The sequence below is a fragment of the uncultured Rhodoblastus sp. genome (assembly GCF_903903185.1).
Classification (GTDB): Bacteria; Pseudomonadota; Alphaproteobacteria; order Rhizobiales; family Beijerinckiaceae; genus Rhodoblastus.
The window spans coordinates 19,407-34,468 of the sequence record NZ_CAIUXT010000212.1 but is presented as its reverse complement, the minus strand read 5'-3'; the positions used below and the strand labels follow the sequence as shown (position 1 = coordinate 34,468).

Sequence of the window (15,062 nt, the reverse complement as noted above, 5' to 3'; positions counted from 1 at the left end):
GCGCCTCTATCTCGAAACCATGGAGCGGGTGCTCGGCGCCGGCGACAAGATCATTCTCGACCGCGCTTCCGGCGTTGCGCCGCTGCTGCCGCTGGCGCCTTTCCAGTCCGAGACCAAATCCTCGACGGGAGGCCAGCCATGAACCAGCCGAAACTCATCGCGCTCGTCGTCGGCGTCGTCGTGCTGCTGGGGCTGGCTCTGTCCGCCACCTTCGAACTGCACCAGACCCAGCAGGCGCTGCTGCTGCGGTTTGGCGAGCCGGTGCCGGATCGCGGCCTGGTGACCGATCCGGGCCTGCATTTCAAACTGCCGCTGATCGAATCCGTGGTCTTCCTCGACAAGCGCATTCTCGATCTCGAATCGTCGAGCCAGGAAGTGCTGGCTTCCGACAACCAGCGGCTCGAAGTCGATGCTTTCGTGCGCTACCAGATCGCCGATCCGCTCAAATTCTACCAGACGGTCGGCAGCGTCGCCAACGCCAGCAACCAGCTCGCCTCGGTGCTCAATTCCGCCGTGCGCCGGGTTTTGGGCGAAGCCAACCAGACGCAGATCGTGCGCGACGAGCGCGCCGGCCTCACCGCCAAGATCCGCGATCAGGTCAATCGCGAAGCCCAGCGTTTCGGCGTCTCGATCAGCGACGCGCGCATCCGCCGCGTCGATCTGCCGCGCCAGATTTCGGAAAAAGTGTTCGACCGCATGCGCACCGAGCGAGCGCGCGAGGCCGCCGAATATCGGGCGCTCGGCCAGCAGGACGCCCAGCAGATCCGCTCCAGCGCCCAGCGCGACGCCACCGTCATCGTCGCCGAGGCGCAGCAGCAGGGCGACTCCATGCGCGGCGACGGCGAAGCCGAGCGCAGCCGCATCTTCGCCGACGCCTTCAGTCGCGACGTCGATTTCTTCGCCTTCTACCGCTCGATGCAGGCCTATGACGCGGCGCTGAAAACCAAGGGTTCGCGCTTCGTCGTCTCGCCCACATCCGACTTTTTCCGCTTTTTCGATACGGCGTCGGGCAAACCGGCAAAACCGTGAATGCATCTGGCGAGGTTGAAATGATCTGCTGCACGTCCCCCCGAAAAGCCGGCGGAATGCTGGCGGGCCTCGTTCTGTCGACCGGCTTGCTGCTTGCCGGCCTTTCGCCGGCCTTCGCCCGTCCCGGGCCCGACAGTTTCGCCGATCTGGCCGAAAAGGTGACGCCGGCGGTGGTCAATATTTCCGCCACCCAGGTGGTGGAGGACAAGAAGCTGGACATGCCGAAACTGCCGCCGGGCTCGCAGCTCGACGACATGTTCGAGGAATTTTTAAAACGCCATCGCCAGCAGAATGGCGAGGGCCGCCCCCGCCGCTCCTCCTCGCTCGGTTCGGGCTTCGTCATCGACGCTTCGGGCATTGTCGTGACCAATAATCATGTCATCGACGGCGCCAACGAGATCGAGGTGATCTTCACCGACGGCACCAAACTCAAGGCCGAATTGATCGGCAAGGACGCCAAGGTCGATGTTGCGGTTTTGCGGGTCAAGCCAGCCAAACCGCTGGCGGCGGTGAAATTCGCCGACAGCGACAAGTCGCGGGTCGGCGACTGGGTGCTGGCGGTGGGCAATCCCTTCGCGCTCGGCGGCACGGTCACGGCGGGCATCATTTCGGCGACGAGGCGCAATATCGACAGCGGCCCCTACGATAATTACATCCAGACCGACGCTTCCATCAACAAGGGCAATTCGGGCGGGCCTCTGTTCGATCTCGAGGGCGAGGTGATCGGCATCAATACCGCGATCCTGTCGCCTTCGGGCGGCTCGATCGGCATTGGTTTCGCCACGCCCGCCAACACCGCCGGGCCGGTGATCGAGCAATTGATCAAATTCGGCGAGACGCGGCGCGGCTGGCTCGGCGTGCGCATCCAGAACGTCGACGACGCCATCGCCGAGAGCCTCGGCATCGGCAAGGCGCGCGGCGCGCTCGTCTCGGGCGTCGATGACAAGGGCCCATCCGTCGGGGCCGGGTTCCAGCCGGGCGACGTCATCGTCTCGTTCGATGGCAAGCCGGTCGCCAATGCGCGCGAATTGCCGAAAATCGTCGCCCAGACGCCGGTCGGCCGGGAAGTAAACGTGGTGGTGATCCGCGACGGCAAGGAACAGACCAGAAAGGTCACCCTGGGCCGGCTCGAGGACGGCGAGGCCAGGGCGCCGAAGGACAAGCCGGCGGCCGCCGGGAAGCCTCCCGAGGCCGCGCCCAGGGTTCATGTCTTCGGTCTCGACCTTGCGCCGCTCGACGAGGCGGTGCGCGGCAAATTCCAGATCAAGGAAAGCGTCAAGGCGGGCGTGGCGATCGTCAAGGTCGATCCCGATTCCCCGGCGGCGGAACAGCATATCGCGCCGGGCGAAGTCATCGTCGAATTCAACCGCCAGCCGGTGGCGTCGCCCGAGGACGTCGAAAAGCAGGCCAAGGCGCTCAAGAGCGAAGGCCGCAAGTCGGCGCTGCTGCTGGTCGCCAATGCGCAGGGGCAGGCTCGGTTTGTGGCGTTGTCGCTGAATTGAGGCGCGCGGCGCGAAGGCGTTGCGGCGTTCTCCTTGAAATGCAAGGGTCTTCGGGCGTACTTAGCCCCTGTTCAGCGTTCGCCGTCGCCGGCGTCGCGCCTTGGCGGGGGGTGGCGGCGGCCGAAAACGGCGCCGATTCCCCTGCTGCTGAAGCTTCCCATGTGGCTCAGATGCACTTCGCGCGCGAGATAGATCATGGACGCGGTGAACAGCGCCATGGCGATGATGAAGAGCACCGCCGCCCCGACCTGATGCTCGAAGTCCAGAAGTGCGCTCATGAACATGATGATGACCAGCATGCAGGTGCAGATGCCGCTGGCGACGGACCAGAAAATGGCGCGATACATGAAATGGGCGCGCAACATCAGGTCCGGAAGTTCGGCCCTGGAATCGGCCGCCGCCGGATCTTCGTCCGGCAGGGCTTCGATCGAACGGTAGGCGTCGGAGACACGGTTCAGCCGGGTGATCAGGACCGCGACGGTCGAGGCCACCGCGCTCAGAAGGAAGGCGGGCGCCGTCACCTGGGAAATCACGGTCGAGAGGTGAACGACATCGAAGGCGTCGGACATGTTTGAACCTGACTTGTTGGCGCCGCGAGGGAGCTGGGTCCGGGGATGCCGGCGCCGCCGGATGCCGCCGCTCCTGTCGATTCGGGCAAATTCGCGGGCTTCGGATGGACCCGATCCCGGAAGGCGCCAGAGATCGGAACGTTTGCGCCTGTTCGCCTCGTGCTTTTCTTGATATGGTTTTGTAAAGCATCGCAGATCGAACCGGAATCGCAAGCCGAGGTTTAGCCCGATGAGACAGATCGCCAAACCGGCGTTACTGGCGACGATCCTGACCGCCGCGGTCTCGGCCGGCCTGTCTCCCGTACGCGCCGAACCGGCGGCTGTCGCTGCGGCGCCGGGCGACGACGCGGGGGGCGCGAGCGCCTCGGACCTCGCCAAGAAGCTGCAGAATCCGGTTGGCGACCTCTACAGCTTCCCGTTCCAGAGCAACACCAATTTCGGCGTCGGCCCGCACAAGGGCGCGCAGGAAATCCTGAATATCCAGCCGGTGATTCCGATCCACGTCAACGACGACTGGAATGTCATCACCCGCACCATCCTGCCGGTGGTCTGGAGCCCGGACCTGTCGCCTTTGCCGACCACGCCGGTCGGCACGGGGGCCACGACCTTTACGGCCTTCCTGTCGCCGCGCAACCCGACCAACGGCTGGCTGTGGGGCCTCGGCCCGGTGGCGCAGATCCCGACCGCCAGTTCGGCCAATCTCGGCTCCAGCGTCTGGGGCGGCGGCGCCTCCGGCGTCATCGTCTATTCGAACGGCCCCTGGGTCGCGGGCGTGCTGGTCAACAACGTCTGGTCGCTCGGCGGAACTTTCGGGCGTTTTGGGAACGGCTACAACAATTTCCTGACCCAGCCCTTCGTCAACTATAATTTCGGCCAGGGCTGGTATGTCATGAGTTCGCCGATCCTCACCGCCAACTGGGACACGCCGGGAACCAAATGGACGGTTCCGATCGGCGGCGGCGCGGGCCGCGTGATCAAGCTGTTCGACAAGCTGCCGGTCAATTTAAGCCTGGGCGCCTATTATAATCTGGTGAAGCCGGACTTTGGGCCGGACTGGCAATTGCGCACGCAGGTTACGTTCATCTTCTGATCAAGGCTATCCAAAGGCCATCGAAAATGAAAACCTCCAAATCGTACCGTGGATTGGCTCTGCTGACGGCATTGGGGGGCGCCTTTCTCACCATGGGGAGTTCCGTGGCTTTGGCGCAAGGAACCCCGGACGAACGGTCGGCCTGCATGGGCGACGCATTCCGATTTTGCTCCTCGGCGATCCCGGACGTCCCCCGGATTGAGGGCTGTCTTAAAGGGAACCTGACTCAATTATCGCCGGAATGCAGGGCTGAGTTCGAACCAACCGGAAAGTCGCGACTGCGACGCAAATATTTCCGCTGAACGTGATCGGGGCGACGGATTTGTGGTCCGCGCCAAGAAAAATCGATGAAATCGCCTGCCACGGGTTTGCCTACCCTGGCCGAGGTCGGACCAAACGTCCGGCCTAAGAGCCTTCCCCGCTTCACTTGAAGCGGGGAAGGCTCTTAGGAGCGAATGCGACGCCGAGCTTATGCGAGGGATCCGCCTATCGTGACGAGTCACGATAGGCGAGAAATGCTCTAGGAGCTTTGAGGACAGCGAAGATTGCTCATCCGTATGCGGTGCGCGTCCTGCAAACGTCCGGTTTCAACCGAATGGCGACTGTGCCTGAGGCGCCGTTGGAGACGCGCGGCTTCCGCGCCCGAACGCTGCGCGCCGGTCGGCGGACCCCAACCGGACAGGCGGCATTGGCCTATCCCTTCGCCGGCTTCTTCTTCCACCGCCGCCCGACGAACGGTCGCGGCGGCGCGCTGACGCTCTCGTCGGCGAGCAATTCCTTGCGATAAAGGTCGCGCTGTTCGTGGATCGAGGCGATCACCAGCCCCATCGGAACGCCGATATCGACCAGCGCCGCTTCCGACAATTGCAGGCTGGCCTCCATCGTCTCCGGCACGGCGTCCGTGGCGCCGAGCTTGTAGAGCGCGCGGGCGTGGGCGGCGTCGCGTGCGCGCGCGACAATGGTCAGGTCGGCATGCGATTCGCGCACCTGGCGCACCACCGCGTCCACCGCGCTCGGCGTATGCATGGTGACGACGACGGCGCGCGCCTGCGCCAGCCCGCAGCTTTCGAGAAAATCGCGCCTCGTGGCGTCGCCCCAATAGACCGGCTCGCCGCGCCCCCGCGCCTGGGCGGCGATGCCGGGGTCGCCGTCGATGCAGAGATAATCCACCTCATGCGTGCGCATCAGCGCGCAGACCATCTGGCCCACCCGTCCATAGCCGACGACGATGACGCGCGAGGCCGGCGCGAGTTCGTCGGGCTCGGGGCCGGCGGGGATTTTTCCGCGCGACGGCCTGCCGCCGCGCACAGCCAGCGCGAACAGCGGAATCAGCGCCATCGACAGGGTGACGCCGACCAGCGCCTGTCCTGCGAGTTCGGCCGAAAGGATTTTCGCCGACTGGGCGGCGGCGAGCACGATGAAGGCGAATTCGCCGCCCGGTCCGAGCATCAGGCCAATCTCGCCGGACTGGCGGCGGCTCGGTCCGAACAGCAGCGCCAGAGCGGCGATCAGCGGCGTCTTGATCGCGATCAGCCCGAAGGCGATGCCGAGCGTCGGGCCGGGATGGGCGACCACCTGCAAGGGATCGAGGCCGGCGCCGACCGAGACGAAGAACAGCCCGAGCAGCAGGCCCTTGAACGGGTCGATGGCCAGTTCCACGGCGCGGCGATATTCGGTTTCCGCCAGCAGGAGCCCGGCGATGAAGGCGCCGAGCGCCATCGACAGGCCGGCCATGGCCGCCGTCACCGCCGCGCCGGTCACCACCAGCAGGCAGGCGGCCATGAACAATTCGGGCGAGCGCGCGGCGGCGACCAGATGGAACAGGGGCCGCAGCGCGAGACGCCCGATGACGACGATCAGCGCCACCCCCAGAACAGCCGGGCCAAAAGTCCAGAACAGGCTTTGTCCGGCTTCCGGCGCGGCGCCGAATTGCGTCGTCGCGAACAGGATCGGCGCGACCATGAGATCCTGGAACAGCAGCACGGAAAACACCGCGCGCCCCGACATTGTGTTGAGCCGGCGTCGTTCGGCCAAAACGGGCACGGTGATGGCGGTGGAGGAAAGCGCCAGCGCCGCGCCCAGTTCGAGCGAGGCGGGCGGCGGCAGGCCGAAAGCGCGCGCCACGCCGAACAGCGCCGCGCTGCAAACCAGCATCTGCAAGGCGCCGAGGCCGAACACGAAGCGGCGCAGCAGGCGCAGGCGCTCCAGCGATAATTCGAGGCCAATGTTGAACAACAGGAAGACGACGCCGAATTCCGCGACCGGGCCTATGTTGTCGTCCGCTCCGAGAAAGGGCAGGCCGAGCGCGGTGATTTTTTCGAGGCGGCCGAGCCCGTGCGGGCCGATGGCCATGCCGGCGATGAGGAAGCCGAGCACCGGGCTGACGCGCAGGCGCCGGAACAAGGGCACGACCACGCCGGCGACCGCCAGAAACAGCAGCGGCGTCTTGTAGGGCTCCAGATCGAAATGGACGGCCAATTGCTTTCTCCACCGCAAACAGGATAACGGATTTGCGCGTCGCGCCAAAGTTTTAGCGAAAGCGCGCGTCATGGGCGGATTTCATGCGAAACGGAATTTTCAGCGTCGCGCGGATTGAAACCGCGCTAAAACCCGGCCCGTGGGATTTCGCCCGCGACGAGGCGGCGCGGATCGACGCGCATTGGCGCGAACGGCTTGCCGAAAAGCCGAAATTATTCGACGGCAGGGTTTTATTGCTGCGCGAGGCCGAAATTCTGGCGACGCCGGACGGCGGCCTGTTGCGCGGCGGCTTTTTCGAGACCGATTTCCGCAACTTTCTCGCCTGGCGCGATTTCGGCTTCCCCGACCGCGCGGTTTACAACTGCTTTTCGATGGCCGCCTTGCGCTCGCGCGACGGCGCCTGGCTGCTCGGCGAAAGCGGCGCCCACACCATGAACGCCGGCAAAATCTATTTCGCCGCCGGCACGCCCGATCCCAATGATATTCGCGGCGAGACCGTCGATCTTGCCGCCAGCGTGGCGCGCGAAATGCTGGAGGAGACCGGGTTTTCGCCGGAAGAAGCCCCGCCTGCGCCCGGCTGGCGCATCGTCGTCGCGGGCCAGAAGATCGCCTGCATGCAGCTCAGATTTTTGGGGCTTCCGGCGGCGCAAGCCTGCGCGAGGGCGCAAGAATTCATCGCCGACGATCCGCAGGCGGAACTCGCCCGGCTCCATGCGGTGCGTGGCGCGGCGGATATTGACGCCGGGCGAATGCCCGATTTCATCCAGATTTTTTTGCGCGACGCTTTCGCGGCGGGCGCCGCGGGAGCAAAGCCCCTCATGCTGAGGAGGCCCTGAAAGGGCCGTCTCGAAGCACGAGGGGATCATTGGCCTCGATGGTTCAGCCGCGCTCTGGTCGAGCCCGGGCATCTGCCCATGGTTCGAGACGCTCGACAGTGGGCGTCCTTGGAGGCCCACTGTCGAGCTCCTCACCAAGAGGTCATTGAATTGAAGGGCGTTTGCGCTCGAGCTCACCCAGCCGGATAGCCGTGCTTTTCCTTGGCGGCGCGCAAAAGTCCCTGGGCGCGGAGCGTGTCGCCCTGGGCGCACGCCTGTTCCGCCTCGGCGAGTTCGGTCCGGATCTGGTCGTAAATGCTCTTGTCCACATGGCCCGCGGCGAGGTCATTGTCCTGAACGGTGCGGAAATTGGCGATGTCGCCGGCGCAGCCGCCCGCCTGCGGCAGGCGCGACTCGGGCGGCGAAACGCGAACGTAGGACGGCATGGCCGGCGCCGCGAGTTCGACGAGGGGGGACGCGCGGTTGGCGTTGCATCCGGCGACGGCGAGCGTCAGAGCCAGAATTCCGGCAGGCGACAGGACAGGACCAACAAGGACGAGGCGCATGGGCGGCTCCCAAAAAAACCGCAAATTTCATCTTTTGCCAAACAAGAAGCGCGGTCAAGAGTTTCCAGAAGCTGTTCGACGAATGGCCATTCGTCGAACAGGCTCCGGAATTTGTTTTAAAAGGATATTCTCATCCAAAAAGTCTCCAACTTTTTGGGAGCAGGCTTCAACCGGCGCGCAACAGCCGCAACGCCGAATCGCGCTCGAACAGATAGAGCAGCAGCCGCAGGGTCTCGCCGCGCGCGCCGGTCAGTTGCGGGTCCTGCTCCAGCACGCGTTCGGCTTCGTCGCGCGCCATGCGCAACAGCGCGGCGTGGAGATCGAGCCGCGCGATCCTGAAGCCGGGCGCGCCGGACTGACGGGCGCCCAGCACCTCGCCCTCGCCGCGCAGCCGCAAATCCTCCTCGGCGATGCGGAAGCCGTCCTCGGTGTCGCGCAGGATTTCCAGACGCGCCCGGGCGGTGTCGCCGAGCGGCTGGCAATAGAGCAGGATGCAGGAGGATTTGGCCGCGCCCCGGCCGACGCGCCCGCGCAACTGGTGCAATTGCGCCAGCCCGAAACGCTCGGCGTGTTCGATCACCATGATCGTCGCCTCCGGCACGTTGACGCCGACCTCGATCACCGTGGTGGCGACCAGGATTTTGGTCTCGCCGGCGGAAAAAGCCGCCATCGCGGCGTCCTTGTCGCGGCCTTTCATCTGGCCATGGACGAGGCCGACCCGGTCGCCGAAAATTTGCCGCAGATCCTCGACGCGGTCTTTCGCCGCCGCGAGATCGGAGTCCTCGCTGCCCTCGACCAGCGGGCAGACCCAATAGACGCGCGCGCCGGCCTCTACCGCGCGGGCGAGGCCGGCGACGACTTCGTCGATGCGCGCGGCATTGACCGCCCGCGTATCGATCGGTTTGCGGCCCGGCGGCTTTTCGCGCAGCGACGAGACTTCCATGTCGCCGAAATAGGCCAGAGCCAGCGTGCGCGGGATCGGCGTCGCGGTCATCGTCAGCACATCGACGCAGGCGCCCTTGTCGGCGAGCGTCACGCGCTGGTTGACGCCGAAACGGTGCTGCTCGTCGATCACCGCGAGGCCGAGATCGGCGAAGGCGACGTCGTCTTGCACCAGGGCATGGGTGCCGATGGCGATCTGGATCGCGCCGCTTGCAAAACCTTCGAGCGTGGCGCGGCGCTCGGCGACCTTGTCGCGCCCGGTGATCAGCGCCGCCGTCAGGCCGCAGGCCTCGGCGAGCGGCCTGATCGTGGCGTAATGCTGGCGCGCGAGAATTTCCGTCGGCGCCATCAGGGCCGTTTGGCGCCCGCTCTCGATGACCTGCGCCATGGCGAGCAGCGCGACAAGGGTCTTGCCGGAGCCGACATCGCCCTGCAACAGCCGCAACATCCGCCTTTCACTGGCGAGATCGGCGGAAATCTCGGCAAAGGCGTTTTGCTGGTCGCCGGTCAATGCGAAGGGCAGGGCGCGCAAAATCCGGGCGGTCAATGCGCCGTCGCCTGTTTGCGCGCGGCCGCCGAGCTTCTGCATCCGGGCGCGCACCAGCCGCAGCGCCAGTTGATGCGACAAGAGTTCGTCATAGGCCAGCCGCGCCCAAAAAGGCCCTTCGGGCGCGATGTCCGCCGGCTGTTGCGGATGATGCAGCTGGCTCAGGCTGGCGGCGAATGTGCCCCAGCCGGCGGCGCGCAGATTCTTGTCGTCGAGCCATTCCGGCAGCGCGGGCAGGCGGTCGAGCGCCGCCGCCGCCGCTTTGGCAGCGACGCGCTGGAACAGGCCCTCGGTCAGGCCATAGACCGGCTCGACCGGGGGCAGGGCCTTGAGCCCGGCCTCGTCGAGCACGCGGTCCGGATGGACCATCTGCCGATAAAAGTCGAAAATCTCGACGAGGCCCGACACCCAGCGCGTGGCGCCGACCGGCAGCAGTTTTTCGATCCAGCCGGAATTGGCGTGAAAGAAGATCAGCGTCAGATCGCCGGTCTCGTCCTCGGTCAGCACCCGATAGGGTCCCTTGCCGCGCGGCGGGCGGTGCTCGGTCACGCGGACCTTCAGGGTCGAGACGGCGCCGAGGGGCGCCTGGGCGATTTTCGGCCGGTTGCGGCGGTCGACGAAGGAGACAGGCAGATGCAGCAAGACGTCGAGCACCCGCGCCGGTTGGCCTGAGCCGCCGAGCAGCCGGTCGAAAAGCTTTCCGGTCTTGGGCCCGACGCCGGGCAGGGCGCTCGCTTCGGCGAAAAGGGGGTCGAGAAGCGAGGGACGCATCGGTTGTGTTTAGCTTTCGCGGCGCTTTCCGACAAGCGCCCCGGTCTCGCCAGAACGATTTCGGGAAATTCCTTGCGCTCGCGACGCGGCGCGGCAAATATCGCGAAGGATTTCGGCCGCGAGGAGAAGATCATTGATTCGTTTGACGACGATGCTGCTGGCTGTTTTCGCTTTTGCCCTGCCGGCCCAGGCGCTCGACAAGGCGTCCGACAAGGGGCTCGACAAGGTGACCATCGCCGCGAGTTGGCTGGCCGAGGCGGAGCAGGGCGGGTTTTATCAGGCGGTGGCCGACGGAACCTACGAGAGGTTCGGGCTCGACGTGACCATCCTGCCCGGCGGTCCGCAGAAGAACAACCGCCTGCTGCTCGCCGCCGGCAAAGTCGAATTCTACATGGGCGACAATCTGATCGGCCAGTTTTCGGCGGTCAGCGAAAATATCCCCATCGTCACCGTCGCCGCGATGATGCAGAGGGACCCTCTGGTCCTGATGTCGCATCCCGGCGTCGGACTCGATCGTTTCGACGATCTGGCCAAGGCCAAGGCTTTCGTCGGTCTCGCCACCCTGACCACGGTCTGGCCCTGGCTCGAAAAAAACTTCGGCTTTTCCCGCGACAAAGCCGCCTCCTATAATTTCAACGCCGCGCCCTTCCTCGCCGACAAAAACTCCATCCAGCAGGGCTACGTCACTTCCGAACCCTTCGCCATCGAGCGACAGGGCGGATTCAAGCCCAATGTCTTCCTGCTCGCCGATAAGGGCTATGAGTCCTATGCGACGACGATTGAAACCCGCCGCGACCTGATCGACCGGAATTCCGGACTGGTGCAGCGGTTCGTCAACGCCTCCATCCTCGGCTGGAGCAATTATCTTTACGGCGACAACAAAGCCGCCAATGCCCTGATCAAGGCGCAAAATCCCGATATCGACGACGAGCAGCTGGCCTTTTCCGTCGAACAGATGCGCGTTTACGGCATTGTCAATTCCGGCGACGCGCTGAAACTCGGAATCGGCGCGATGAACCGGCGCCGCATCGATCGCTTTTACGGGACGATGGCGGCTTCGGGCGTCGTTCCAGCCGACCTCGATATTTCGCGGGGATTTGATTATCACTTTGTAAACAAGGGGTTCGGCGTCGTTCCGAAACTGCGGAATTGACTTCGGCGCTGGTCGCCCTGCGCGACCTGCGGCTGTCGTTCCGCGCCGGCGCGCCGGTGCTGGACGGGCTCGATCTCGATGTCCTCGGCGGCGAGACCTTGTGCCTGCTCGGCCCTTCGGGCTGCGGAAAATCGACCTTGTTGCGGGTGATCGCCGGGCTGGAGCAACCGGATGCGGGCGACCTCGTCTGGTCGGACGACGCGGCGCGCAAAAAGATCGGCTTCGTTTTTCAGGAGCCCAATCTGATGCCCTGGGCGGATATCTGGGCCAATGTCTATCTGCCCTTGCGGCTCGCCGGCGTCAGCCGCCGCGCCGCCGATCCATTGGTGCGCGATGCGCTCGCCCGCGTCGGCCTGCTTGAGGCGGCGAAAAGCCTGCCGCGCGAGCTTTCCGGCGGCATGAAGATGCGGGTTTCCGTCGCCCGCGCCCTGGTCGATCGCCCATCGCTCCTGCTGCTCGACGAACCTTTCGCGGCGCTCGACGAAATCACCCGCTGGCAGCTCAACGACGTCTTGCACGACCTGCGCCGCGAGAGCGCGGCGACCATCGTCTTCGTCACCCATTCGGTTTATGAAAGCGCCTATCTGGCCGATCGGGTGGCGGTGATGCGGGCGCGGCCCGGCCAAATCGACGCGCTGCTGGCTTTTCCGCGTTCCGCCGCGCCGGGGCCGCAAGACCGGCGCGGCGTGGCATTTGCGGAAAATTGCGGCGCCATAGCCGACGCCCTGGAGCAGGCGATGCGGAAATCCGGACCATGAGCGGCTTTTTCAGTCGTCTGGCTCCGTTGCTGGCGCTCGCCGCCCTGCTCGCGCTCTGGGAGGCGGCGACGCGGTTTTACGCCATTCCCGCCGCGCAATTGCCGGCGCCCTCGGCGATTTTCGCCAGCCTGACCGCCAATGCGCCGCTGTTGTTTTCCGCGACCTTGACGACGCTGTCCGAAGCCTTGCAGGCGCTGGCGCTCGCCGCCGTTGGAGGCGTCGCCCTGGCGCTGCTGTTCGTCTGGTCGCCCTGGCTGGAGCGGACGTTTCTGCCGATGGCCATCGCCATGCAGGTGACGCCGCTGATCGCCATCGCGCCGCTGCTGCTGATCTATCTCGAACCGGACCGGGCCGTGCTCGCCTGCGCCTTTCTCGTCGCCTTTTTCCCGATTCTGTCCAATGCCTCGGCCGGGCTCAAGGCGACCGATCGCGGGCTGATCGAGCTTTTCCTGCTCAAAGGCGCCTCGCGCGAAAAAATCCTGCTGTTGCTGCGCCTGCCTTCCGCCCTGCCTCAGATTTTCACCGGCCTGCGAATCGGCGGCGGCCTCGCCCTGATCGGCGCGGTCGCGGCCGAACTGGCGGCGGGCGCGGCCGGGCGCGGCGAAGGCCTGGCTTTTCGCATTGTCGAGGCGGGCTATCGACTCAAAATTCCGTTGATGTTCGCCGCCGTGACCTTGCTGTGCCTGAGCGGCATGGCGCTTTACGGCGCGCTGGCGGGTCTCGACCGGATTTTGTTGCGGCGGTGGCGCGACGACAAGCTGAGCAACTGAAAGCGGCTTTTTTCAGGGATTTCAGCGTCGGAGCGCGTCAAATTGGCGCACCCGTTTTTCCCGTGTTCTATATAACACTGTCAAATAAAATTATTGTGATCCACATTTTCGCCTTTTTTATCGCCTCTCTTCAACCTCGCTCAACACTGCGGCGCTCCCGGTCGGATGGATTTCGGCAGGCGGGGCGCAGAGGCGGGGCCGGCGGGCCTGAAGGTCGCGCCGACGCGTCAATTGTTTGTTCTAATGCATGTTCTTCACGGAAAAGCCCCGCTTTTCCGAAGGCGGAGTCTTGTCTTCGAAGGCTTAAGTCTTGACCGGGAAGAATATGTTTTGGCCGCGCGACGCCGCTACCCGTGGGCGTCGCCAATGAGCGCGGCGCCTCTTTTCGGGCGAGAATGAGCAGGATCCATGCAGATTTCTCCACAAACCTCCCCAACCGCCGTTAATTCAAATTTAGGTATATTTCGGTTGACTGCAAGGACGCTTCCCGTCCGGACAGACATTTCGAACGGCGGCGGCGCCCCGGCCTCGCCGGTTCGCTTCCCGGCGCCTCACGGCGCCGCGCAGGGCGAACCCGAAGGGCGCCGTATGGGCGCATTTGGCGGAATGTTTGTGAGAGCCGGCGCATGAGCGAGTGGAGTTTCCAGCCCTACGACCCCGAGATGGTCACGCGTTCGAGCTTGCCCCGCAAGATTTTCGTCCGCACCGCGCCCGTCGTCGCCGCCTTTACTTTCAGCGCCCTGGTGGCGCTGCGCCTGGCCGGCGGCCTTGCCGAACAGGCGATCAATGCGGCCCCCGGCCAGATGGCGGCGCCATTGCCGCTGCCGGAATTGCGCCGGCAGGTTGCGGATGCGGAAGCGGCCCAGCCGCTTCCCGCTCCTGCCCAGATCGAAGCCCGCGCCGCGCCGAAAACCTCGATGAGGCAGGCGGCGTCGGCGCAAACCAGAAATCCCTATGGCGCCTTGTTCGACCCGGAAGGATCGCTCGTCGGCGTTCCCGCGCTGATGGCCGAAAACGCGCCGATCGGCCCGGCTTTCTCACCGCTGCAAAGCCAGCCATTGTTCGTGCTCGCCGATCCGGTGGAGCCCGGCGAACAGGTCGCGGAAGCCGAAACCGCGCCGCCCGCCGAGCGGCAAGAGGCGCAAGCCGCGCCGCAAAACACGCGGCAAATCGCGCTGCAATCCACGCCGCCGTCCACGCCGTTGGTGCTGCCGCCGCCAAGGCCCGATCTGGAGGCGAAGCCGCCGCAACAGCTCGCGGAGCTTGAAGTCGCCGACGCCCCGGTTCCTCCCGCCCGTCCGTCCGAATTGAGCACGCAGCCGCGCGCGGTCGAAACGGTCGCGCCCCGCGCGGTCGAACCGTCCGCGCCCCGCGAGGTCCAGACAGCTTTGCCGCGCGTTCCCGAAAACGCCACGCCGCGCCGCGCCGCTTCCCGCGCCTCGGCCCGTGGCGGCGCTCCGACTCTGGCGCAAGGCGAACAGGGCAATGTCTTTGAGAAAATCTTTGGCGGCCTGCAGGCGACGGGCCAGCAACTGGCCTATGCCGCGCAGGAAGGCGCGGCCTTGCGGCTGTCGAGCGGCGCGACGTCCAGCCCCTCGCCGGTCACGACCTCGGGCGGCACCGCCGTCTACGACATCGCCGCGCATACGGTCTATCTGCCGAGCGGCGAGCGGCTTGAGGCTCATTCCGGGCTCGGTCCCTATTTCGACGATCCCGACCATGTCCATCTGCGCATGCGCGGCGCGACGCCGCCGGCGGTCTATGAGCTGAAATTGCGCGAAAGCCTGTTCCATGGCGTCCAGGCCTTGCGTCTGAACCCGGTCAGCGGAACCACCCATGGCCGCAATGGCCTGCTCGCCCACACGTTCATGCTGGGCGCGCGCGGCGATTCCAACGGCTGCGTGTCGTTTCGCAATTACCGCGCCTTCCTGCAGGCCTATATGAACGGCGAGGTGCGCCGTCTGGTGGTGGTGGCGCGGCGGTAAGGTTTTCGCTGCGCTTCCGGCCAAACTTAGTCGCTGACAGTTCCGTTGCAGAACCCTATAAGTCCAAAATCCGCTTACGCCCGAAAA

The 15,062-nt window shown here is 65.3% G+C and carries 12 protein-coding genes; 8 read left to right on the top strand and 4 right to left on the bottom strand.

The window, feature by feature from the left end:
• The first annotated feature begins 138 nt into the window (after positions 1-138).
• Positions 139-1,029 (top strand): protease modulator HflC, encoded by an 891-nt coding sequence (locus QZY01_RS18670; protein WP_294540200.1) that lies wholly within the window; start codon positions 139-141, stop codon positions 1,027-1,029.
• A 56-nt stretch (positions 1,030-1,085) separates the two neighbouring features.
• A complete protein-coding gene (locus QZY01_RS18665; RefSeq protein ID WP_294540202.1) occupies positions 1,086-2,531 on the top strand; it encodes a DegQ family serine endoprotease in 1,446 nt (481 codons plus the stop codon).
• Between the two features lie 71 nt (positions 2,532-2,602).
• Here the strand turns inward: QZY01_RS18665 and QZY01_RS18660 are convergent, their stop codons facing one another.
• Complete coding sequence (locus QZY01_RS18660) at positions 2,603-3,100, bottom strand: DUF2721 domain-containing protein (RefSeq protein ID WP_294540198.1); 498 nt, start codon at positions 3,098-3,100, stop codon at positions 2,603-2,605.
• A gap of 229 nt (positions 3,101-3,329) precedes the next feature.
• Here QZY01_RS18660 and QZY01_RS18655 point away from each other — a divergent pair, with 229 nt between their 5' ends.
• The gene (locus QZY01_RS18655) at positions 3,330-4,190 is read left to right on the top strand and encodes a transporter (protein WP_294540196.1); all 861 of its coding nucleotides are present in this window, start codon (positions 3,330-3,332) and stop codon (positions 4,188-4,190) included.
• Between the two features lie 693 nt (positions 4,191-4,883).
• Here QZY01_RS18655 and QZY01_RS18650 read toward each other — a convergent pair.
• Positions 4,884-6,668, bottom strand: coding sequence for a cation:proton antiporter (locus QZY01_RS18650; RefSeq protein ID WP_294540194.1), 1,785 nt, complete (start codon positions 6,666-6,668; stop codon positions 4,884-4,886).
• Positions 6,669-6,751: 83 nt separating this feature from the next.
• Here QZY01_RS18650 and QZY01_RS18645 point away from each other — a divergent pair, with 83 nt between their 5' ends.
• The gene (locus tag QZY01_RS18645) at positions 6,752-7,504 is read left to right on the top strand and encodes an NUDIX hydrolase (protein WP_294540192.1); all 753 of its coding nucleotides are present in this window, start codon (positions 6,752-6,754) and stop codon (positions 7,502-7,504) included.
• A gap of 173 nt (positions 7,505-7,677) precedes the next feature.
• Here QZY01_RS18645 and QZY01_RS18640 read toward each other — a convergent pair whose 3' ends face one another.
• Both QZY01_RS18640 and recG read right to left on the bottom strand, forming a co-directional pair.
• Positions 7,678-8,049, bottom strand: coding sequence for a hypothetical protein (locus QZY01_RS18640; RefSeq protein ID WP_294540190.1), 372 nt, complete (start codon positions 8,047-8,049; stop codon positions 7,678-7,680).
• A gap of 166 nt (positions 8,050-8,215) precedes the next feature.
• Positions 8,216-10,309: an ATP-dependent DNA helicase RecG gene (gene recG, locus QZY01_RS18635; protein WP_294540188.1), complete on the bottom strand. Its 2,094-nt coding sequence runs from the start codon at positions 10,307-10,309 to the stop codon at positions 8,216-8,218.
• A gap of 133 nt (positions 10,310-10,442) precedes the next feature.
• Between recG and QZY01_RS18630 the strand changes: the two genes are divergently transcribed.
• From QZY01_RS18630 to QZY01_RS18615, 4 genes are all read left to right on the top strand, one after another.
• Positions 10,443-11,462, top strand: coding sequence for an ABC transporter substrate-binding protein (locus QZY01_RS18630; protein WP_294540187.1), 1,020 nt, complete (start codon positions 10,443-10,445; stop codon positions 11,460-11,462).
• A complete protein-coding gene (locus QZY01_RS18625) occupies positions 11,459-12,220 on the top strand; it encodes an ABC transporter ATP-binding protein (protein WP_294540185.1) in 762 nt (253 codons plus the stop codon). The genes QZY01_RS18630 and QZY01_RS18625 overlap by 4 nt, the downstream gene beginning before the upstream one ends.
• Complete coding sequence (locus QZY01_RS18620) at positions 12,217-12,990, top strand: ABC transporter permease subunit (RefSeq protein ID WP_294540183.1); 774 nt, start codon at positions 12,217-12,219, stop codon at positions 12,988-12,990. The genes QZY01_RS18625 and QZY01_RS18620 overlap by 4 nt, the downstream gene beginning before the upstream one ends.
• A gap of 626 nt (positions 12,991-13,616) precedes the next feature.
• A complete protein-coding gene (locus tag QZY01_RS18615; protein ID WP_294540181.1) occupies positions 13,617-14,975 on the top strand; it encodes a tlde1 domain-containing protein in 1,359 nt (452 codons plus the stop codon).
• The last annotated feature ends 87 nt before the right edge of the window (positions 14,976-15,062 follow it).